This is a genomic window from Chitinophaga sp., assembly GCF_019236475.1.
Taxonomy (GTDB): domain Bacteria; phylum Bacteroidota; class Bacteroidia; order Chitinophagales; family Chitinophagaceae; genus Chitinophaga.
Genome location: NZ_JAFAIX010000012.1, coordinates 741,199 through 762,657 on the forward strand (window position 1 = coordinate 741,199; position 21,459 = coordinate 762,657).

16 protein-coding genes, 1 tRNA gene and 1 pseudogene are annotated in these 21,459 nt (G+C 41.6%); 5 read left to right on the plus strand and 13 right to left on the minus strand.

What is annotated here, in order from left to right:
* Positions 1-27: 27 nt before the first annotated feature.
* From infB to JO154_RS19280, 3 genes are read right to left on the minus strand one after another with little or no spacing between them, the layout of a single operon-like run.
* Positions 28-3,753 (minus strand): translation initiation factor IF-2, encoded by a 3,726-nt coding sequence (gene infB, locus JO154_RS19270; RefSeq protein ID WP_291948533.1) that lies wholly within the window; start codon positions 3,751-3,753, stop codon positions 28-30.
* A complete protein-coding gene (gene nusA / locus JO154_RS19275) occupies positions 3,740-4,987 on the minus strand; it encodes a transcription termination factor NusA (RefSeq protein ID WP_291948535.1) in 1,248 nt (415 codons plus the stop codon). Before nusA ends, infB begins: the two co-directional genes overlap by 14 nt.
* Positions 4,988-5,003: 16 nt before the next feature.
* On the minus strand, positions 5,004-5,468 hold the full coding sequence (locus JO154_RS19280) for a ribosome maturation factor (RefSeq protein WP_291948537.1): 465 nt from the start codon (positions 5,466-5,468) through the stop codon (positions 5,004-5,006).
* Between the two features lie 211 nt (positions 5,469-5,679).
* Here JO154_RS19280 and JO154_RS19285 point away from each other — a divergent pair, with 211 nt between their 5' ends.
* Positions 5,680-5,973, plus strand: coding sequence for a DUF4834 family protein (locus tag JO154_RS19285; RefSeq protein WP_291948539.1), 294 nt, complete (start codon positions 5,680-5,682; stop codon positions 5,971-5,973).
* A gap of 32 nt (positions 5,974-6,005) precedes the next feature.
* Here the strand turns inward: JO154_RS19285 and JO154_RS19290 are convergent, their stop codons facing one another.
* Complete coding sequence (locus JO154_RS19290; RefSeq protein ID WP_291948541.1) at positions 6,006-6,632, minus strand: HAD family phosphatase; 627 nt, start codon at positions 6,630-6,632, stop codon at positions 6,006-6,008.
* A 145-nt stretch (positions 6,633-6,777) separates the two neighbouring features.
* On the opposite strand from JO154_RS19290, the gene JO154_RS19295 reads away from it, so the two are divergent.
* Positions 6,778-6,851, plus strand: a tRNA-Ile gene (locus JO154_RS19295).
* Positions 6,852-6,959: 108 nt separating this feature from the next.
* Here the strand turns inward: JO154_RS19295 and JO154_RS19300 are convergent.
* From JO154_RS19300 to JO154_RS19335, 8 genes are all read right to left on the minus strand, one after another.
* Positions 6,960-8,012 (minus strand): lanthionine synthetase LanC family protein, encoded by a 1,053-nt coding sequence (locus JO154_RS19300; RefSeq protein ID WP_291948544.1) that lies wholly within the window; start codon positions 8,010-8,012, stop codon positions 6,960-6,962.
* Positions 8,013-8,016: 4 nt separating this feature from the next.
* Positions 8,017-9,789 (minus strand): galactosyltransferase-related protein, encoded by a 1,773-nt coding sequence (locus tag JO154_RS19305; protein WP_291948546.1) that lies wholly within the window; start codon positions 9,787-9,789, stop codon positions 8,017-8,019.
* A gap of 20 nt (positions 9,790-9,809) precedes the next feature.
* Positions 9,810-10,328 carry a hypothetical protein gene (locus tag JO154_RS19310; RefSeq protein WP_291948548.1) on the minus strand — a complete coding sequence of 173 codons (519 nt, stop codon included), beginning with the start codon at positions 10,326-10,328 and terminating at the stop codon, positions 9,810-9,812.
* Between the two features lie 10 nt (positions 10,329-10,338).
* Positions 10,339-12,567, minus strand: a complete 2,229-nt coding sequence (locus tag JO154_RS19315; protein WP_291948550.1) for a peptidase domain-containing ABC transporter — start codon at positions 12,565-12,567, stop codon at positions 10,339-10,341.
* Between the two features lie 63 nt (positions 12,568-12,630).
* A complete protein-coding gene (locus JO154_RS19320; protein WP_291948552.1) occupies positions 12,631-13,599 on the minus strand; it encodes a hypothetical protein in 969 nt (322 codons plus the stop codon).
* Between the two features lie 2 nt (positions 13,600-13,601).
* Positions 13,602-14,990, minus strand: coding sequence for a radical SAM protein (locus tag JO154_RS19325; protein ID WP_291948554.1), 1,389 nt, complete (start codon positions 14,988-14,990; stop codon positions 13,602-13,604).
* A 67-nt stretch (positions 14,991-15,057) separates the two neighbouring features.
* On the minus strand, positions 15,058-15,246 hold the full coding sequence (locus tag JO154_RS19330) for a hypothetical protein (protein WP_291948556.1): 189 nt from the start codon (positions 15,244-15,246) through the stop codon (positions 15,058-15,060).
* 141 nt (positions 15,247-15,387) lie between these two features.
* Positions 15,388-17,793 carry an outer membrane beta-barrel family protein gene (locus JO154_RS19335; protein WP_291948558.1) on the minus strand — a complete coding sequence of 802 codons (2,406 nt, stop codon included), beginning with the start codon at positions 17,791-17,793 and terminating at the stop codon, positions 15,388-15,390.
* A 580-nt stretch (positions 17,794-18,373) separates the two neighbouring features.
* On the opposite strand from JO154_RS19335, the gene JO154_RS19340 reads away from it, so the two are divergent.
* Positions 18,374-18,826, plus strand: coding sequence for a macro domain-containing protein (locus tag JO154_RS19340; RefSeq protein WP_291948560.1), 453 nt, complete (start codon positions 18,374-18,376; stop codon positions 18,824-18,826).
* A gap of 3 nt (positions 18,827-18,829) precedes the next feature.
* Here the strand turns inward: JO154_RS19340 and JO154_RS26540 are convergent.
* Positions 18,830-18,961 (minus strand): annotated as a pseudogene (locus tag JO154_RS26540) (CPBP family glutamic-type intramembrane protease); the annotation flags it as partial.
* A gap of 515 nt (positions 18,962-19,476) precedes the next feature.
* Here JO154_RS26540 and JO154_RS19345 point away from each other — a divergent pair.
* The gene (locus JO154_RS19345) at positions 19,477-20,079 is read left to right on the plus strand and encodes an RNA polymerase sigma factor (protein ID WP_291948561.1); all 603 of its coding nucleotides are present in this window, start codon (positions 19,477-19,479) and stop codon (positions 20,077-20,079) included.
* A gap of 72 nt (positions 20,080-20,151) precedes the next feature.
* Positions 20,152-21,342 carry a FecR family protein gene (locus tag JO154_RS19350; RefSeq protein ID WP_291948563.1) on the plus strand — a complete coding sequence of 397 codons (1,191 nt, stop codon included), beginning with the start codon at positions 20,152-20,154 and terminating at the stop codon, positions 21,340-21,342.
* Positions 21,343-21,459 lie beyond the last annotated feature (117 nt).

Genomic DNA, 21,459 nt, shown 5'->3' on the forward strand with positions numbered 1-21,459 from the left:
TGCATTTAAGCATATTAGGATGAGCTCTTATAAAGTTCTCTTCACTTCTACTTCTTCGAAACCTTCCACGATATCGCCTGGGCGGAGGTCGTTGTAATTACGGATACTTAGACCGCACTCCATGTTGGCGGCTACTTCTTTCACGTCATCTTTATAACGTTTCAGGGAACCGAGGTCTCCGGTGTATACTACGATACCGTCGCGAACGAGGTTTACGCGGGTGTTTCTTGCTAACTTGCCATCGAGTACGAAGCAACCAGCCACTGTAACCTTGTCGAATTTGTAGGTTTCGCGTACTTCGACGTTGCACACCACTTTCTTTTCGATTTTTGGTTCCAGCATCCCTTCCATGGCGCTCTTAATTTCTTCGATAGCGTCATAGATGATGGAGTAGTTACGGATCTCGATGTTTTCTTTCTCAGCGAGTTTAGCAGCCTGGGCGGAAGGACGAACCTGGAACCCGAGGATGATCGCGTCAGATGCGGTAGCGAGGAGTACGTCGGATTCGGTAATCTGACCCACTGCTTTGTGTACGATACTAACAACGATCTCTTCTGTAGAAAGTTTCTGGAGGGAATCGGACAGCGCTTCCACGGAACCGTCAAAGTCGGCTTTGAGGATGAGGTTGAGCTGTTTAAAGTTACCCAGTGCCAGACGGCGACCGATTTCATCGAGGGTGATATGTTTCTTGGTACGGATACCTTGTTCGCGAACGATCTGAGCTCTGCGGTTAGCCACTTCTTTTGCTTCAGATTCGTTTTCGTACATTTTGAATTTCTCACCTGCCTGAGGAGCGCCGTTCAGACCCAGTACCTGTACAGGCATGGATGGGCCGGCTTCTTCCATTTTCTGGCCACGTTCGTTGAACATTGCTTTGATCTTACCGTAGTAAGAACCGGATACGATGGTATCACCTTGACGGAGCGTACCGTTTTGTACCAGGAGGGAAGCAACGTAACCACGACCTTTATCCAGGGAAGCTTCCACGATAGAACCGGAGCCTTCGCGATTAGGGTTGGCTTTCAGTTCCAGCAGTTCTGCTTCCAGGAGGAGTTTCTCCAGGAGAACGTCGATGTTCAGACCGCTTTTAGCGGATATTTCCTGGCTTTGATATTTACCGCCCCAGTCTTCTACCAGGAGGTTCATACCAGCCAATTGTTCTTTAATTTTTTCAGGATTTGCTCCGTCTTTATCCACTTTGTTGATAGCGAATACCATTGGGAGTCCTGCTGCCTGAGAGTGGGAGATTGCTTCCTTAGTCTGAGGCATGATTGCATCATCCGCAGCGATTACGATTACCGCGATATCGGCGGCTTTCGCACCACGGGCACGCATCGCAGTAAATGCTTCGTGACCTGGGGTATCGAGGAAGGTGATTTTTTTACCACCGCTGGTAGTTACCTGATAAGCACCGATGTGCTGGGTAATACCGCCGGCTTCACCCGCCACAACGTTTGCGTTACGGATATAGTCGAGCAATGAAGTTTTACCGTGGTCAACGTGACCCATGATAGTTACGATAGGAGCGCGTGGTTCCAGGTCTTCTGGAGCGTCTGCGATTTCCTCTTCTTCATTTTCTTCAACTGCATCAAGGCCAATGAATTCCACTTCGTAACCAAATTCGCCTGAAACGAGTTCGATAACTTCCGCATCGAGGCGTTGGTTGATGGAAACCATGATACCGAGGCCCATACATTTAGAGATAACTTCGGCGAAGCTAACATCCATCAGGTTGGCCAGTTCGCTCACGGAGATGAACTCGGTTACCTGGAGTTTACTATTTTCTGCGCCTTCATTTGCTCTAATGTTGGCTCTTTCCTCGCGTTTTTCACGGCGGTGTTTAGCCTTCATTTTGTTGCCACCTCTGCCACCAGACAGTTTGGCCATTGTTTCCTTGATTTTATTCTGGATTTCGTTTTTATCGATTTCCTTTTCTTCAGGAGTACGGTTGTCTGGGCCGCGGTTACCAGCCCCATGACGGTTAAATCTGTCTTGGCCTGGACGGTTAAAGTTGCCGCCGCCTTGTCTGTTTTGGTTAGGGCCGTGGCCGCCTGGGCGATTTCCGCCGTGTTGGCCGCCTTGACGGTTACCACCGTGTTGACCACCTTGTCCACCTTGACGGTTTTGGCCTTGTTGGCCTTGGCCACCACCTTGGCGGTTGTGTTGGTTACGGTTATCTCCGTGTTGGCCTTGACCGCCACCTTGGCGATTGCCGTGTTGACCGCCGCCACCATGTTGGCCGCCTTGGCGGTTTTGATGTTGGCCGCCGCGATCGTGATGAGGGCGATCGTGGTGTGGGCGTTCGCCGGAACCTTCTTTGCGTTGTTCGCCATCTTTGAAATCGCGCGGCTGGATAGGTTCAGGTTTCTTTTCAACGATGATGCGCTTACGTTTCCGTTTTTCGTCGCGATCTCTGTTGAAGTTAGATTTATTGTTATCTCTTCTGTCAGATTGCACTGGCAGTTCGATTTTACCGATTACTTTAGGGCCGGTTAATTTCTCGGCCTGGATATTTTCGATAACGGCGCCGGCTTGTTCCTCATTTTGAGTTTGTTGAGCTGCGGGAGCCTGGATGTTATCGTTGGATTTAGCATCCTCCTTAACAGGTTGTTTAACGGGGATGGCTGTATCCTTAATTGCTGCAGCCGGTTTTGCCTCTTGTAATACTTCTTCCACTTTGTTAACTACAGGTTTATCTTCAACCGGTGCGGCTTTTTCCGTTTTATCTGTCGTATCGGTTTTTTCTGTTTTAGCTGATTTCTCAGGTTGAGCTGGAGCAGAAGGCGCTTCAGGCGCTTTAGCTGCTGGTTGCTCAGGTTTGGTTACTACAGGCGGAGTAACTTTTTCAGGGGCGGCGGGAGCTTGTGGTTTTTCCACTGGAGCTACAGGAGCCTCTGGTTTTTTCTCTGCTGCAGGAGGTGCCGGAGCCGGTTGTTCTTTCGGCTGTTCGGCGGGAGTTACCGGAGCTTCTGGTTTAGGCTGTTCTTTAGGAGGAGCAGGTTTTTTACCAGCACGGTTAACGGCATCGAGATCAATAGTAGTGATGACGCGAGGGCCGTTAATTTTAGGCGCTTCGGTTTTAACCACTTCCGGTTCGGCAGGCGGTGGCGCCTGAGTTTTAGGAGCTTCCGCCACAGGGGGAGGTGGTGCAACGGGAGGTTCTATTTTTTCTTTTTCCTTGGCCGGAGGGTTTACAGGCGCTGTAGCCTGAGGTGCCGCGGCAGGAGTTTCCTTGGCGGGTTCAGGTTTAGGTTCTGCTTTAGGAGCTTCTGCTACTGGAGCAGAAATCTCTTTTTCTTCTTTAGAAGTGTTCTTTTTAGCCGCAGCTTCCGCTTCCTCTTTTTCTTTCTCCTTCTCTTTCTTCTTCGTATCTAACACGCTTCCTTTAGGCAGGGCAATTTGGTCGCTTTTGCGTTTATTGGCCTTATCCTGTTGGAATTCCGACTGCAGCGCTTGGTACATAACAGCCGTGAGGCGGGCATTTGGCGAACCAAAGCCACCCATGTCGAAGCCTTTATTGGAAAGATAGTCTATGAGGGTTTCTTTACCAATATTAAACTCTTTGGCTGCGGCAAGCAATCGTGGTGTGTTGTTTGTTGTTTCAGGCATATCGTATTTCGGGCCTCCCCTGTTTCCCGTTTCTTCTAAACGGGTTGTTTTTTTACGTTTAAACAATAACTCGAAAAATCCAATTCCCCTTCTAATAAGCCCTTTACCTGGGAAGGGTTCTGGCTGGGCTTTATTCTTTGTCAAACTCTTCCTGCAATATTCTTCTTATATCCTGCACTGTCTCTTCTTCCAGATCAGAACGGCGAACCAGTTCTTCTGTTGTCAGCTCCAATACGCTGCGGGCAGTATCACAACCTATGCGCTTCAGTTCATCTATGATCCATTCTTCGATTTCGTCGGAGAATTCTTCCAGATCGATATCAAATTCGGCTTGTTCCTGTTGTTCATCACGGAACACATCGATTTCGTATCCGGTGAGTTCGCAGGCGAGTTTAATATTTACGCCTTTTTTACCGATAGCGAGGGATACTTGATCCGGAGCGAGGTAAACGGAGGCATATTTATTTTCGTTATCAACTTCCATTCGGCTGATTCTTGCAGGTGTTAACGAGCGTTGAATCAGCAGTTGGATATTAGCTGTAAAGTTAATGATATCGATATTTTCGTTTCTCAGTTCACGAACGATACCATGGATACGGCTACCTTTCATACCCACGCAGGCGCCAACCGGGTCGATGCGGTCGTCATAAGATTCTACTGCTACTTTGGCTCTTTCACCAGGTTCGCGAACGATTTTCTTAATAACGATGAGGCCATCAAAGATCTCAGGGACTTCAATTTCGAGCAATTTAGCCAGGAAGGATGGATGTGTACGGGAAAGAATGATGAGTGGGGCATTATTCTTCATTTCCACTTTTTTCACCACCGCTCTAACGTTTTCCCCTTTCTTGAAATAATCAGTGGGGATTTGTTCGGCTTTTGGCAAAATTAATTCATTCCCTTCATCATCAAGCAATAAAACTTCTTTTTTCCAAACCTGGTATACTTCGCCGGTTACAATTTCACCAGCTTTATCAGCATATTTCTTTACGAGAATATTCTTTTTGAGGTCGCCGATGCGGGCAGACAGCGTTTGTTTTGCTGCGAGGATTGCGCGGCGTCCGAAGTCTAGAATTTCCACTTCTTCGTAGAGGTCTTCCCCGATTTCCAGGTCTTTTTCAATGCCAATTGCTTCAGAATAAGCGATTTGTGCATTTTCGTCCTCCACTTCACCGTCTGCTACAACCAGGCGGCGGCGTAATATTTCAAGGTCTCCTTTTTCGGTATTTACAATGACGTCAAAGTTCTCATCAGAGCCATACTTTTTCCTCAGCAACGTTTTGAAAACATCTTCCAAAACCTTCATCAACGTTGGGCGGTCAATGTTTTCCGCCTCCTTAAACTCGCTGAATGACTCAATCAGGTTAATACTAGCCATGTTTATTTATTATATTTTAAAACACGATGCACACTTTCGTATGCTTGATTTCAACAAATTTTATGTCGGTTGATTTTTTCTCTTTTTTCTTACCAAACACCTCTTCGATCGTTATTCCTTCCTCTGTAACCGTTTGCAGCGTACCTTCTTTACTGCTGCCATCCAGCAGGGTTACTTCCACTTTACGGCCAATATTTTTCAAATATTGTCTGTGCAGTTTGAGTGGCTCTTCCAGACCAGGAGAAGAAACTTCCAGTGAAAAGTCGTTATCAGGAAATATTGCGGCTTCTTCCAGCAATGGGTAGAGGGCGCGGTTAAAAGATACCAGTTTATCCACTGGTACGCCTTTATCTCCGTCTAAAAAGAGCTTTACATTATTAGTGGGCTTAATTCTGATTTCAACCAGAAAATTATCGGGATCGTTAGCCAGCAAGCCTTCTGCTAGTTCCCGGATAGCTGTTATCACGTGTTCGTTTGCCATACAAAAAGCGCGAAGGGGCCGATATCTCGTCCCCTTCGTTTGAATCATTTTTCCTACGCAAAATTAGGATTTTATTTTCATTGTACCACTATTTATTTTATTTAACTATTAATTTCCCAGGGAGATAAGGCTCCTTTATTTTTATATTGTCATTAATCGCCATTTGTAGTGTCTGTTAGAAGTTAAAGAAACCTTAAAATGACAATATAAAATGGAGGTTGGAGTAGATTATCTGCTACCTTTGTCCATTATGCTGAAGACATTATTATATTTAATTCTTGCCTGGTTTCTGTATAAGCTGATATTTGATTTCATCATTCCGGTTTACAGATCTACCAAGGTAGTGCGGAAACAGATGGCGGATATGCAGGAGCATATGCGTCAGCAATATGAGCAGCAACAAGGCTCACAGCAGGGAAACAGTCCGGCACAAGAGCCACCGGCTTCCCGACCAGCCCCAAAAGTAGACAAGGGCGACTACATCGATTTTGAAGAGATTAAATAAAAAACCTCACGGAGCCCGTGAGGTTTTCTTTTTTATACGGCCATCGGCCTGAAAATATCCAGAATCGTTTTAGGTGGTAATAGGTGGATGGTATGTAATCCCACTTTCTTCGCTGCCTCAATATTAGGAAGGGTATCATCTATAAACACCGTCTCTCCTGCTTTCAATCCATTTTCCTGTAATACTACTTCGTAAATTTCCGTACCCGGCTTACGTAAGCCCATTTCATGGGAATAGTATGCCTTATCGAAAAACGCCGCGAGGGAAGGAATTCCCCTGGTTTCCATCAATATTTGATTGAATCTTTCAAGGTGAATAGCGTTGGTATTACTGAGTAGATACAGGTTATATTGTTGCCTTAACTGCTGTAAGAGTTGGAGTCTTTGCAACGGGAAATCCAGCAGCATCGCGCACCAGGCGTCTATAATCTGTTGATCTGTCACGCCTGCTGGTAGGTGTTTGTGCATTTCTTGGAGGAATTCTTCCGTAGAAATATGCCCTGTTTCCAGGTTGTCGAACAGGTGTGAACCCTTGAACTGACTGTATAATTCATGGAAATTAGCCACTCCCAATGCTACAAAAGCATCATTCGTTTTTTGATAATCGATATTCAGAATTACCCCGCCGAGGTCAAAAATGATATTTTTTATTCCCTGCATATAGTCTCCTTTACTGCAAAGAAAGCGGATTTTCTTAAAGTGTAGGCGTTTGAGTTATACCATACAAAATATTTTTAGGTTAATTGAATAAAATAATTAATTTTGCCCTCCCCTCGAAAGAAGGGGATTTGCGTTCTTCGGAACAGCTCCTATAGCTCAGTTGGTTAGAGCACCTGACTCATAATCAGGGGGTCACAGGATCATGCCCTGTTGGGAGCACCCTACTAGAAAGGCTTTTAGCGCGATGACGCTGAAAGCCTTTTTTAATGTACCTAACAATGTACATAACAGATTGTTTTTAGGTATAATAATTTAGTAATCATACTATTAGATTAACAAGAGCTCTTCCCAAGGAGCGGCATGAGGATGCTCTGTTGCCAAAAAAGCAATGGTGAGTATCCCCAAACCATTTTTTAATTCAAAGGGTAACTCTTCTAACATGATACCTTCAACAATAGCAGCTCTTTTATGGAGGTAGATAACATCTTCGGTATTAATATACAATAAGCTGTATAGCAGTGCAAGCTGAACACGTTCTGTATTTGTTGCCTTTTCCTCGTCAATTTGCGCTAAAAGTTGTTGTACATATGTTGCGCCCAAATTTCTCCAGTGAGAAAAATGTTGCTGTTGGCCAGTATAAACAACAGTATATGCTAATTTCAATAAGCAAATACTTTCAGCCAAAGTGGAGCAGGTAGTCCTTTCCTTAAGTAACTGGAGTATAAATGCCATTGTTTCTTCAATACAGTTATCCACCAAATTAAGGTTTATACAGGCAGTTTGAACTTTTGTCATTGTAATGACTACCATTGCCAAATCTGATAATTCTTCCTGGCTTAAATCAGTTGCTTTCAATCGTGGATTTTTCCCATCCAGCAACTTCATTTTTATTTCATCAGTAAGGAATACTAGGCATTCCTGGTGGCAAATATTTCTTAAACGGTGTGTTTGGAAGTTCACACTTTTATAACGCTTGAGAAAAAAAACAAGCTTTCCGAGTGATCCATTCGCCAGCGTAAAGGACTTATCTTCTGCATAAATCACTTCCCGGTATATTACGTCATCGATACCCTGTAATAAATCGTCTGTATTAACTTCCAATAGTTGGTGCTGCGCCATCCATTCTATTGCCCAACCTATACCAGCCCTACCACTTGCATAATTAATACCTCTAATCTCCGTAAGTTGTTCAGCGACACTATCCAATAATATTTCTGCATTTTTTTCAATATGCGTGGAAGGGTAGCATTTCTGGACCAAATGATAAACGAGTACCATACCCATATTTCCTTTATACAGGCCATAATCGGCGATAGGTTTCACTTCCCGTTCCAGTAATTCCAGTATAGCATCTACAAAATCTGTTTTAACTGTTTCCATCAGATTAATGATTTACAATGTGATTAATAACTGGCTGTTTCGTCCAATTCCATGTTTTTATATACTCCTGCAATTCCGGCTTCCTCATATTGCAGATTTTGAGGTATTCCAGCATGAACTGTATGCGTATCTCTTCGTTTTCAAATGTTGAATTCTGACCTCTTTTATGATGTAGATGATACCCCGGACCATCCAGCCGCTTATATCTATACCCCAGAATAGTCAATCTTTTAATTCGCTCTTTATCGTCCGGGCCCCAACTGCTTATATATTCATTCTCCATTCCAGCGGCTATATATGCTTCTCTTTTTAGAAAGATGACCCCGCCAACAGCCCTTTTTATTCCAGATGTTTGCTTTCCATTGTTGTAAAGGAAAAGTTGGTGGTCCAGGAGCTTGGAGAACATATTGCGAAACAACATATCAGAGCTTAGAAATTCTCCATTATATGGTAAAATGCAATCTGCTTCGTTGGATCGTATACTCTCAACAGCAGCTATAATTTGTTTCGTATCGAGTACAATATCAGCATCATAGAGAGATATAACTTGCGTTTTCGCTTTCTTGATAAGGATGTTATGATATCGGGTCCTGTGAAATACGGGATTATGATCTTCTATGAAAGTATACTCGCAATTGCCTGGCAGGTTCCAGTCTGATAATTGGCTGGTAGCATCCGCTTCCAGTATACTTATGTTGGTGTCAAAATACTTATTGAGCCAGGTAACTACGGATTTAAGATTTCCTTTTCTATCATCGGAGTCCATGCGTACTGCTAACAGAAACGTGACATCTCGAAGATCTATGCGATGCTGTTTTTTTTCCTCTACTAACTGTGCAATGAGATCTACCATCATATACCCACAACGATTTTTGTCCAGCAGCTCGAGCCCTTCATCATAGTAGGGTGGATATAACAGGTAATTTTCTTTGCAGAAAAAGGCGCCGGGGAAATTTTTTCTGATACCGGCATAGTGTAGTATTTTAAAATTCTCCCAGGCAGCAAGATCGTATTGGGGCCATGCAAAATCCAGTTCTTTTACAATAGCAGTAGAATGACCAGATAGCCATGCATTCCATAATACAGCCCACATGTCTGCACACCAGGCCTGTATTCCTTCATAGGTATTTCTAGGCTGATTGGTATTAATAAAATGCTGTTCTGCCTTCTTTGCGAAATCATCGGTGAGTAAAGCGTATAATGCTTCTGCATCTTGTTCTACTTTATTCCAGAACTCATACGATGTATTCTTCAACAGATATTGTGCACCACCTGTATGTGGATCATTTTTTCTTACGATATCTTCATCTATCCCTATTACATCACACATCCTGGATACCATTTCAGCCCCTGCTGTTTTTTCAATGTAGGATACATCCAGGTAAGCACGCGTGTCAGATACATACCAGCAGTTGTCCTGCAACATTTCTTCAAATGCCGGCATTTCTCTAAAAACAATATCTGAATCATGATAGAAAATCGGGACGTCTGACAGTTCGGGGTGTGCGGCAAAATGTTGTTTAATTAAGTGAGGCCGAATAGAGGATACATATCTATTAGCCATCCGATTATCGGGGTAGCAATAAAATGTGGCTCTTTTGTTTTCTTCTATTAATATCCTGAACTCTTCACGCAGTCCGCGTTTGGGATGATATCCTATCAGAACATGAATCTGTTCCGGCGCAATACCTTTTTGCGAGAAATTTAATAACTGTAATTCCAGTTGCCAGAGAAAGAAATAATCATCAGGCTGTGCGGAAAGAAATATCATACTCATATTTACTATTATGATGCAGATTAAGGTATCAGATTCTTCTTGTTATTGGTAAACTTCTCCCAGATACTTATTTTTCCTGTCTCTACTCGTAGTGTTACCAGTTTATTCAATACAGCATTGGCTGTCGGTATATCTTTTGGTGGTAGCGAGACATATAATATTTGGGTATTGTTGGAAGTCTCCATTTTGGCAGCCTCGATAGTGACGTTTATTTGTTTTGTCATTCCATTATCGGTAGCAGCAGGTTGTAACTGTGCTGATACTGGAAAAATGAATGGCTTCATTTGTGGCTGTTTCAATATGAGTTCCAGTGAGTAATTATCTGGTTCGGTAGCAGCATGTTGATGTGGTCTGACTTCTACCGTTGTATAATAGACAACTGGTAATTTCCTTGTAGAGAGGCCCCAGATTCCTGCTATTACAAGCAAAATAATAAAGGTATTTCCCCACATGACATGCTTCCGTGGAGGCTTATCCAGCATCTCAGTTACCTCCTGGCTTCTTAGCTCATACATTGGAAGATTTTTCTCTATAGGCATGACAACAGGTTTAATTTCCTAACTCAAGTTGATTTTTGACCAGTTCATAATAATAGTTTCGTTTAGCCACCAATGTGTCATGGTTACCGGTTTCTACGATTTGACCATCATTTAATACGATGATCTGGTCTGCATTTCTGACTGTACTTAATCGATGTGCAACAATTACGACTGTTTTATCTTTAAAGAATTCATTCAACTGTTTGACGATGATACTTTCATTATTGGCATCCAGGCTGCTGGTGGCCTCATCGAAAAAAAGATAACTGGGGTTTTTATAAACAGATCGGGCGATAAAAATACGCTGGCGTTGGCCGCCACTTATGCCAATACCATTGTTACCAATTTTGGTAGTGTAACCCAGTGGAAGACCTTCTATAAATGGTTGTATATTGGCTACGCTTGCTGCGTGCTGCATACGTGCATGATCCACGGGTTTACCATCTAGGGCGATATTACGGGCAATTGTATCGGAGAAAATGTACCCATCTTGCATGACAGTACCGCATTGCTCGCGCCATTGCTCAGATGGGGTTTGAGAGAGTGGAATATCATTGATCGTTATACTGCCTTCTACCGGCTGGTAGAAGTTCAACAATAATTTCATCAGTGTACTTTTTCCACTTCCACTGGCGCCTACAATGGCGGTAATCTTTCCTTCAGGAATCTCCATGTTTATGTTTTTTAATACAAATGGAGAATTGGGTCCCTCATACTGAAAGCTAACATCTTTTAAAATGATACTGCCTTTAACAGCGGCTGCTTGTGGGATAGATGAAGCTTCATTCAGCAGGTGACTATCTTCCTGTGGTTGGTTTTGTATTTCCTGGATGCGGTCCATACTGAGTCGGGCATCCTGTGATGCTTTGACAAATGAAACGAGTTGTTCCAGCGGACTATTTGTTTGTCCGATAATGTAGGAAATGCTCAACAATACACCGAGGGAGAGTTCCCCATTCACCACAGCAGTAGCTGCGATATAGGAGATCAGGATATTTTTCAGATGGGAAAGAAAGAAGAACCCTGTTTTTTGATATTGTTCCAGTGCCAGGCTTTGGATATTCAGTTTAAATAGCTTTACCTGGAGGTGTTCCCATTCCCATCGGTTTACTTTCTCACTGCCATATAATTTGATTTCCTGCATACCAGAAATCATCTCATATAATTTGTCCTGATTATCCTTATTCTGAGCAAACCGTTTATAGTCAAGTTGTCGCCGTTTATTTTGGAAGATAAATATCCAGGCAACGGCGGCCATACTCATCAGGAGGAACAGCATTAATAGTTTGATATCGTAAAAACCTAGAACTGCGGTAAATACAATAATATTAATCAGGGAAAAAAGAGATTGAAGGGTAGTTCCTGTCAGGAACGATTCAATACGATGATGATCATTTATTCGTTGTGAAATATCACCTATTGCTCTTGTATCAAAATATCGGATGGGTAGTTGTAATAATTTAGATAGGAAATCGGATATAATGCTAAGACTGATACGTAAGTTAACATGCAGTAACAACCAGCTTTGTATCATATCGATAGCGGTACTACCGAGAAAAAGAAAGAGTTGAGATAAAAATATCAGGTAGATAATGCCTGTATTTCTATTCGATACCCCATCATCTACAAGGATTTGCGTTAGAAATGGTAAAACCAACGATATAGCGCTGGTACCCAACATACCAATCAGGAGCTGAGTGAGGTATTTTTTATGAGGTTTCAGGTAGTTAAAAAGAAAGAGGAATCCTTTCTTATTTGATTTAACTTCCTTATTGGTATAGAATTCGGGAGTAGGTTCCATCAATAAAGCCGTTCCCTTCTGATCTCCACTGCTGATCCAGCTTTTCAGGAAATTGCCTTTATCCAAGGTAACAATGCCATGTGCCGGATCAGCGATAATGTAAGACGTATTTTCGGAAGTGCTCTTTGAAAAAAAATATTTGTTCTGTTTAACCTTGTCTAAGACGACGAAGTGATTCTGGTTCCAGTGTAATATACATGGTAACGGAAAGTCATCTGCCAGCTTTTCTGGCGTAGCTCTTACCATTATGGTCTGGAAGCCTATTTTTTCAGCAGCTTCGCTGAGACTTAGCAGACTTACTCCCTCACGATTCAGGAATGATATCTGCCTTAAATATTCCAGGTCATACTCCTTACCATGATACGCGGCAACCATTTTTAAACAGCTTGGCGCACAGTCCATTGAATCATGTTGTATGGTACAACTTATCTTCCCCATTTCAAAACTCGTTATTAAGACAATATCAGGAAATATATTTTAGAAAAAGTATGCGGAATGGCTCTAAGCGGCCACCTCCTGCCCCTTGGTAATGAGATGGGCAGGGAACTGTTTATAGTAACTATCCAGATAATCTGTTAATGTCCCATATGCTTCGGGATTCAATTCGGCTACTATCGTTGAAAGCCTCTGTAAAAGCAGGTACTGAATAGAAATAGCCAATCTGTCAAATTCAGGGCAGTCAATGAATGCAGCGATGAATGCAGATGGCGCATCATTATAAGCTGCCAGCATTTTCCATGCACCTACTAATGAAGGAGTGGAACATGCACTGAGGTCTACTTTATCAACAAGTGCGCTGATTATTTTACGCTGAGTACTAGCATCGATATATAGCAATTCTTTAATAACCTTATCAGAATACCATTTAATACTATGTGCCCACCCCACAGGATTATCCTTGAACATTATTTCCATGTTCTGCTGAAATCCTTCATTCTGCCTGTTACAGCAAACAAAGTTTAGCAGATGAGTGGCTGTGCTGATAGCATTTGTAAAATCTCCGCCTTTCATGTAAACCTTGTAGAGGTTGAGTGTTTGTTCCAGCTTTGCTTTCCCGGCTGCAATAAATCCGTGTTGGTAAAAGCTGTCAAGTACCTCCAAACTGGTTTTCATATGTGCTGTAGCGGCACTATAGTCCCTGGAAGCATATGCATGAAAGGCTTTCGTAGGATATTCGAGAATACCGATTCCCATTTTCCCTACTTCGCCTATCTCCAGCGGATAGGTGGCAACATAGTCTAGCCAGTATTGAGATAACTGTAAATCTTTTCCTCTGGCAGCATCCAGACATTTCTCATATTGTACAAAATGGAAGCGCATATCCATCATTTCCTGAGGAGTAGCATATGATCTACAGTATTCCATTACCTCATGAAAGATGTGGGGAGTGCTGTGAATCCGCTTGTCGCCTGGAATTTCAACTTCCATTAGGTGCTTAACTTTGTGCAGGGTATCTTTTATAGCTATCATTTTCAACTGGTTTTTTGTAACACATCAAAAATATTTTTCCCGTCTTTATTGGCTAGATACTCCAATACCAGTCTATCTTCAATGTTGTGTTTGAATGAAGGGCAGGCGATTTCCTTGCTATACCATTGTTTGGGACAACCTCCTCCACATACAGGGAATAGTTTGCAGGAGGGACAAAAGGAGATACCTGTTTTAATATCGGTATTCCAGTTACGGGTAATGGCGTCCTTGTTGTAAGTTTCTTCTGGGAACGCTACATTACCGATGCGATAATTATCATTTTCGAATCTAGGTGTATAGGGGAATTCATAACAAGGATAAATATTGCCATAAGCATCATATACTTCTGAGTCATCCTTTACCACCATGCAAGGAGCATAATAGCGGCCAGGAACGAATTTATTATGCTTAAACCCTTTTTCCATGGCATACATCATCCAGTCTATTTCCTGTATGGCGAAGGAATCTTTATCCAATCCATCGTCTGTTCCGGATGTTTTATCTCCCCAGTTAACGATAGGAACAAAGTCAAGTTTTACCTTTTTCTTGTGAAAACCATGTTCCGCAAGCATATCAATCAGGTCATTGATATATGCCTCATTGGTTTTGTCAATATTCATTCGGAGCACAATACCCACGTCATGCGTATCATATTCCGGTGTATTGATGGCGTCTAGTATATTACTGAAGATAATATCAAATGTACTTTCTCCTGTTTTGGTTATTCTTCTTTTATCATGGGATATGGCTGTACCATCCAACGTAATCTGAAAGTCAGTTATCTTACATTCAGTTACCAGTTTAAGAAAAACATTTTTCTTGAAACTTAATCCGTTGGTGATCATATTAGCATAATAGGTAATTCCCTTTTCAGCGGCTTTTTCAATCAATTGCTTACTGGTACTTACAATTTGATTGTAGGCCATTAACGGTTCTCCACCATACCATTGAACAGAAATAGATTCATATTTACCACTGATCATTTTGTTATCAATGCGATGGAGGACTTTCTGTATTACATCATCTGCGATAGTATGCTTACTGTGTTGCTGCCCGCAATAATGGCAACCCAACTGGCAGTTGGCGGTTGGTTGGATGGTAATGTTAAGATCTTTTTCCGCCTTCACCATATGGACATTCTGTTGGAGAAGTACATCAAACTCATCTTCTTGAGAGGGTACGATAACACCTAAATGCATAAGATCTATCATTTGTTGATGATCTATATCATGAAAATGTCCTTCTTTAAGGGCTCTCAGCATACTGTCTTTCATTCTCAGCACCATACCTGATCGTGTGGCATATACAATGCGATGAGAATTATCGGATTCTACTTCTCCTTCGTCAATAATATCGGTAATTATCAGGTAATTGGATAAACGATAATTCATATCCGGGTATTTTTGGATGAATAAAAAGGTCAACCACTACGATGTGTAATGGTTGACCAGGCAAAGATTAATACCAGCCACAGCTGAAAGTACCGTTGCAAGAGCAGCCTCCTTTAGTGGTAGCTACTACAGCACCACCTCTTAAAGAGTTTGCCATATCTTTATTCACAAAATCGATGTTGTTTGCTTGTTCATTGTTGTTTTCTGCTTCCTGGTTAACTTTTTTCAGGGCTGCGATTAATTTTTCGTTTTTCATTTTTTAACAATTGTGAATTTTTAGGAATGTGCAACAGTTTTACGTTATGATGCTATTATTGAACGCTATGGAATGTCCATAGGACAACCAACACAGCAATTTGCTATGGCCACTTGCGAAGCGCTATGTTAATATTTTTAGTTACTGATTAGTGCGTTTCTTTTCTTCCTCGATACCAGTTGAGCGTTGACGTTGTTCTTTTGCGGTTTTACTTTTCCATCGGTAAGTAACAGACAATCTGACATTACGATCGTCGTAATAGTTGTTAATACTGATTGGTAGAAATTTATTTACGGACCTGACTTTGTTAGTGGCTAAAATGTCGTTTCCATTGAGCGCTAGCAATAGTCTGTTTTTAAGTAGTTGTAATTTTATTCCCGCACTTAGATTTTGGGTTGGCTGGGAAACTGAAAAATCCACCTGCTGCCGGTACTGATAAGTATATCTGACTTCCGCGAGGAGGGTCCGGTGCTTATTCAGTATAAAGCTGTTATTAGTTTCTGCATAAAAGGAGAGATTATCATACTGTATAGATTCCCCTCCATAGTAAGATGTGATGAAAGTGCTATAGTAACCATGTATCTGGTTGGTAGACTCCCACCATTTAGTCAATTTTAAGGAGGCGCTAACCATTACTCCCACATTACGTGATTCCCCTATGTTGTCAATTTTAAAGTAGCGTACTTGTGAAACGGTGTCAAAGTATGCTGCTTGTGCTGATATATTGCTTACATGTTGATAATACGCACCGAAAGTATATTTAGAATGCAGCATGTAGTTTAGTTCCACATTACTGCTGTAAGATGGTTGTAGAAAAGGATTACCTTCCGAATAGCTTTTAGGGGTAGTATACCAACGAAATGGGTCTAGCTGCGTGTATCCTGGCCGATCTATTCGTCTGCTATAATTTATGTTTACCTGATTTGCTTCATTGAAGCTGTACTGCGCATAGGCCGTAGGAAACAGATTGAAATAGTTATTCTTGTTTTGTTGAGCAAGCTTAATGGAGGTAGCATTTGTTTGGGTAAACTCTCCCCTCAATCCAGCTTGTAGCGAAATCTTACCGAACTCTTTTTCACCACTTGCATATAAAGCCTGTACTTGTTCCTTATACACAAATTGGTTTGATTTGTCTTTATCTTCCACATATGCATCGGCTATTTTGTAGGCTTGTATATTCTCACTTTCATTTTTGGCTGTTGTTACTTTTCCTCCGAAGGTCAGATTAGCCCATTTTGTTGGCCAATCTAAGTCCAGCCGGGAAGAGAAGATATCAATCTTTAAGTCTGCGTTGGTTCTTGGCTGTTCATAGAAGCCGGTCGGCTGCTGATTGTCAAAAAAATTATTGGTAATGGCATTGCGTTCTTTGCTGGTCCCAATTCCAAAATAGTTTACATCTGCATTCAGCTTTCTTCCTGATGAATCTATTTTCCATTCATAGTTCAGGTTAATCGTATTCAAGTGAGCTAGGCGATGGCTATATGCGGAAGTTGCTGATGTGGAGTCCAATCCTATATGATCGTTACCCCGATAAAACAGCACCATGTTATTCTCGCGGATATCAGGCTTCGTTTGTCCTCCGGTATATTGTATGCCGATAACAGCCCTCTTACTTAACTCGTAATCCATTCCAGCAGTATAGAGCAGGCTGTTACTATAGTCTCTGCGGGTGGAGCTTTCCTTCCGCGCAAGACCAGGATAATCGCTGGAAATATTTTCATCAGCGCTTCTGGACCCTTTGGCATAGTTTACATTACCATATATGTTCCATCTATCATACCCATAATTGATATTACCACCACCTGAAAACCTGGCATAGCTTTGTTGTTCATAAGCAGTTCTAACACTCCCTTGTACTCCTTGCTGGTGGCGCTTTTTCATTTTAATATTGATAATGCCGGAATTGCCTGCTGCATCATATTTGGCTGGAGGTGTTGTTATGATCTCTATTTGAGCTATTTCATCAGCAGAAAAAGATCTGAGATAATTCATCAAGTCTTCTCCTGAAAGTTGTACCAATTTATCATTGATCATTACCTGCACACTACTTTTCCCAATTAAAGCAATGCTTCCATTTCCAACAGTTACACCCGGCGTCTTTTTCAGCGTTTCCCATGCATCGCTACCAGCGGCACTAATACTGTTTTCAACATTGAATACTAGTCTGTCTATTTTTTGTGTAATTAATGGTTTGTTGCCGTTGACCGTAATTCCCTGTAAAGTTTTTGCTCCATCTGCCAATGTTACCAGCAATGGTTTGGTTGATTTAGACAACTGCTCATTGAAGACAATCGTCGTATCTTTATAACCATAGGCAGCTATTTTAATATACCATGTATTTAGCAAAGGTGCTTCCAGTTGGAATTTACCTGCAGTATCTGTTTGTAATTGCAACATGGGAGGTTGTGCTGATGTTTGGTATACTAATATAAAGGCATTTATTATTGGATATTGTTTGGTATCCTGTACCTTCCCAACAATCTTGTTTTGAGCATGGATCGTACTACAAATAAAGATGAAGAAAAGAATAGCGACAATTTTGTTCATGCTCTCTTTTTTGAACTAGTGGACATACAGGATAACAAATCACATCAGTAGATGTGGTGTCTTACATATGCTGATAATACAAGAGGTACCTCAATTGCTGTGCAATTGACATTATTATACAGTGCTTGTAAAACGTAGATAGAACAAGGGATACAGATTTACGTGTGCCTTCTGATAGTCACATGTACCTAATAACCTTTGATTAAAATAATAAGACAAATAGGGAGTTATCAAAATTATAAACTCTATTAAGAGCATTTAATTTAGATACACGGGTTAAAATGCTATGAACATTTTATGGAATTATCAAATAGTTTTTTCATCGCTCTTGAAAGTATTGGTTGAAGTTGAGGTAATACGGATTCTTTCAATAGTTAACACTTGCAAGAAAATACTTTTTCTTTAAAAAAACAACTATCTAAAAAATATTTTTCTAAAGAACTTGTGTCATGATAAATTAAGTGGAAATTCGATATCTAATTTCGAAAGGTTTTAGAGGGATGACGCTGAATTGCTTTTTTAATTTGCAAACATGTTTTATTTAATAAGTCATCCAATCAATAACTGAATACACCTCCGTATGATTAAATACACCACCGGAAACCTTCTCCACGCCCCCACAGAAGCATTAGTAAACGCCGTTAACACCGTTGGGGTGATGGGTAAAGGAATTGCTCTTCAATTCAAAGAAACATTTCCAGAGAATTTTAAACAGTATAAAAAAGCGTGTGATGATAAATTATTAGACGTTGGCCAAAGCCTTGTTGTACCCATATCTGGAAGCAATAACGTTAAATGGATTATCAACTTCCCTACAAAGAAACATTGGCGAAATCCTTCAAAAATGGAATACGTTACCACCGGCCTAGATGATCTGGTGAAGGTGATTGAACACCACAAAATTAAATCCATCGCCTTGCCTGCATTAGGTTGCGGACTAGGTGGCCTGAACTGGGAACAGGTGAAAGCAAGTATCGAAGATAAGTTGGGACATTTGCAGGATGTAGAGATTGTTGTCTACCTACCTATCTGATGTTTATTTTATCGCATTCGCTACCATTATCATCACATTACTCACATTGTGAAATACCACTGGCATCACTAGTGATCCGCTTTTAACCCTGATCCATGCATACACTAACCCACTGAACAATAACCAAAGCTGCCATAACTGAACTGAATGCTAAAATGATGGGTCAGGGAAAAACTGTGGCCAAGTGCAAAGAGAATGGATACTATCCACAAGACAATGAAATGCAATATAAACAGCCAGGATAATTTTATATCAGGACAAGGAAGTATCAATATTGCAGGAAGCAATGATAATAATCACGAAAAGATGGTGCTTGAAAAGTCCATGGGGAAATAGATTTAAATTGAAATTTCTAGGGGTTATATTATAAAATTTCGATAGGTAAATCCCATTGCAACGTAAAGTCTTTACACCTGACAAATCTATCCTTTCTGGTATGCACCTCCATTATTTTATTCGATCAATTATCGACCGGACTTGATGCTGGATACTTTTTGCAAACTGTCGGCCTCCCATCAAGGGCTGCTAACTTATCTGGATTCCTATTACTTGATTTACCCACCTAAATGGTTGCATGACAAGAAAAAAAGCCTTAGTTTTATCCCTAACCGGATAGAAATCCGATCGCTGGAAATTTGTAGCACTGCCATTTGTCAACTAAAAGCATATATAACGAACGAAGCCTGTTACTGCAGGCATCCAGAGGGAACCGAGAAGCATTTACTGAATTATATTCCTTCCACCTGGATGCTGTAACGCAGTACATCCATCTATTTACCAGGTCCCAGGATGAAACAGATGAAATCATCCAGGATGTTTTTGTACGTATCTGGGAACAACGAGAAAAACTCGCAGAAATCACTTCTTTTCAATCCTATATCGCTAAATCTGCCAGAAACAGACTGCTGGATCAAATCCGCCATCAACAGGTAAGAAAGGCTGCTATCGTGGATCTGCAACAAAGGGAATTGGATGCGGAAACCCCGGAGGATATTTGGAACTATCGCTACATCTATGAAAAAGTACAACGACAAATAGCTGCATTACCTACCCAATGTCAGCACGTTTTCCGCCTCAGCGTGGAAAAAGGATTGAGCCTTGATGAAATAGCTGCGGAACTGCAGATCTCAAAGTCTGGTGTCAAAAACCAATTGTATAAAGCCCAAAAGCTTGTACGCCAATGTTTTGAAGAGAAAGATACCATCGCTTTCATGGTTTTTCTCCTCTCCCTCCCCTCTTTTTATTCCATCTAAAAAAAATTTTTTTTCAGACGTGTCTTTTTGATTTCCTGAAACGTCCTTTAAGCAGGACACTTATTCCCGTTTATGACTAAGGAACAATTAGACACCTTTTTGAAAGACTATGCCGCTGGTAATTACTCTCAGCAGGAATACCAGGCATTCCGCCACTGGATGGCTTCTGCCTCCGCAGCGGAACAACTGGAAGTACTGGATAAGTATGGTGAACAATTGTCTGATGTCCCAGGAATTCCCTCCATGGACTTACGTCGTATAGCCATGATTGAACGTGCCCTCGATGATGCGGATCTGGAAAAAAAGGACTCTTCCGCCCGTATAGTTGTCTTTCGGAAATGGTGGGCGGCCGCTGCTATTCTTATTTTGATTGGTGCAGGAACAGCCCTGCTGCTGCATAAAGGGAAAGCAAAATCCGTGGAAATCGCTCACAAGGTAGATATGCCTCCCGGAAAAGACGGGGCTATACTCACTCTTGGAGATGGTTCCAGAGTGGTACTGGATAGTCTGGGTAACGGTATCGTAGCACATCAAAATGGTTCCAGTGTGGTATTGGATAGCGGTAAAATCGGCTATGCGTTGGCGAATGCGAATGAGAACAGGGAGCCACAGTTTAATATCTTGTCTACTCCAGTAGGTCGTCAGTTTAAGGTGGTACTGCCAGATGGAACAAACGTATGGCTGAACGCACAAAGCACTGTGAAATATCCCACCTTTTTTAAAGGAGACGATCGCATTGTAGAGGTGACAGGGGAAGTGTATATGGAAGTTGCACCGGATGAAAAGCATCCGTTTAAAGTGAACATCAAACGTGCAGATAAACACGCAGCCCTGGTAGAAGTACTGGGTACACATTTTAATATTAATGCGTATCCAGATGAAAGCACTTGCCGGATCACTTTAGTACAAGGTGCTGTGATGGTATCTGCTGCTGATAATGCAAAGAAAGAAATATTAAAGCCCGACCAACAGGCTTCTATATCCGAAACACAACAAATTAGTATTCAATATGCTAATACCGAAAGTGTGACGGCTTGGAAAAATGGTTACTTCGATTTTGAAGATAACGATCTACCAACGCTTACACGTCAATTAACACGGTGGTATGGCGTCGAAACCAAAATCACAGAAAAAGTATCAGAAACAAGGGTAGGCGGTAAAATTAGCAGAAACCTGATGTTGGCCGATATGATCAAAGTGCTGAATCAGGCGGGTGTACGTTGCCGCATAGAAGACTATAATAAATTAGTATTCGTCCCTTAGTCTGCCCTATTCTATTATTTGAGTCAGTTGTTTAGTTATGAAGATGTAAGTAGCATAAAATCTAGGTCAGCCAAAATGAGTGCCTGTTGCCATACAAGCTATGGGGGAAATAGTGTC

Excerpts from the sequence above, each read along its gene's own strand:
- JO154_RS19320 (WP_291948552.1), bottom strand. The coding sequence starts at position 13,599 with ATGATAGCTATAAAAGATACCCTGCACAAAGTTAAGCACCTAATGGAA.
- JO154_RS19335 (WP_291948558.1), bottom strand. The coding sequence starts at position 17,793 with ATGAACAAAATTGTCGCTATTCTTTTCTTCATCTTTATTTGTAGTACG.
- JO154_RS19285 (WP_291948539.1), top strand. The coding sequence starts at position 5,680 with ATGGAGGTTGGAGTAGATTATCTGCTACCTTTGTCCATTATGCTGAAG.
- JO154_RS19340 (WP_291948560.1), top strand. The coding sequence starts at position 18,374 with ATGATTAAATACACCACCGGAAACCTTCTCCACGCCCCCACAGAAGCA.
- JO154_RS19280 (WP_291948537.1), bottom strand. The coding sequence starts at position 5,468 with ATGGCAAACGAACACGTGATAACAGCTATCCGGGAACTAGCAGAAGGC.
- JO154_RS19325 (WP_291948554.1), bottom strand. The coding sequence starts at position 14,990 with ATGAATTATCGTTTATCCAATTACCTGATAATTACCGATATTATTGAC.
- JO154_RS19315 (WP_291948550.1), bottom strand. The coding sequence starts at position 12,567 with ATGGGGAAGATAAGTTGTACCATACAACATGATTCAATGGACTGTGCG.
- JO154_RS19350 (WP_291948563.1), top strand. The coding sequence starts at position 20,152 with ATGACTAAGGAACAATTAGACACCTTTTTGAAAGACTATGCCGCTGGT.
- nusA (WP_291948535.1), bottom strand. The coding sequence starts at position 4,987 with ATGGCTAGTATTAACCTGATTGAGTCATTCAGCGAGTTTAAGGAGGCG.
- JO154_RS19305 (WP_291948546.1), bottom strand. The coding sequence starts at position 9,789 with ATGAGTATGATATTTCTTTCCGCACAGCCTGATGATTATTTCTTTCTC.
- JO154_RS19300 (WP_291948544.1), bottom strand. The coding sequence starts at position 8,012 with ATGGAAACAGTTAAAACAGATTTTGTAGATGCTATACTGGAATTACTG.
- JO154_RS19290 (WP_291948541.1), bottom strand. The coding sequence starts at position 6,632 with ATGCAGGGAATAAAAAATATCATTTTTGACCTCGGCGGGGTAATTCTG.
- JO154_RS19310 (WP_291948548.1), bottom strand. The coding sequence starts at position 10,328 with ATGCCTATAGAGAAAAATCTTCCAATGTATGAGCTAAGAAGCCAGGAG.
- JO154_RS19330 (WP_291948556.1), bottom strand. The coding sequence starts at position 15,246 with ATGAAAAACGAAAAATTAATCGCAGCCCTGAAAAAAGTTAACCAGGAA.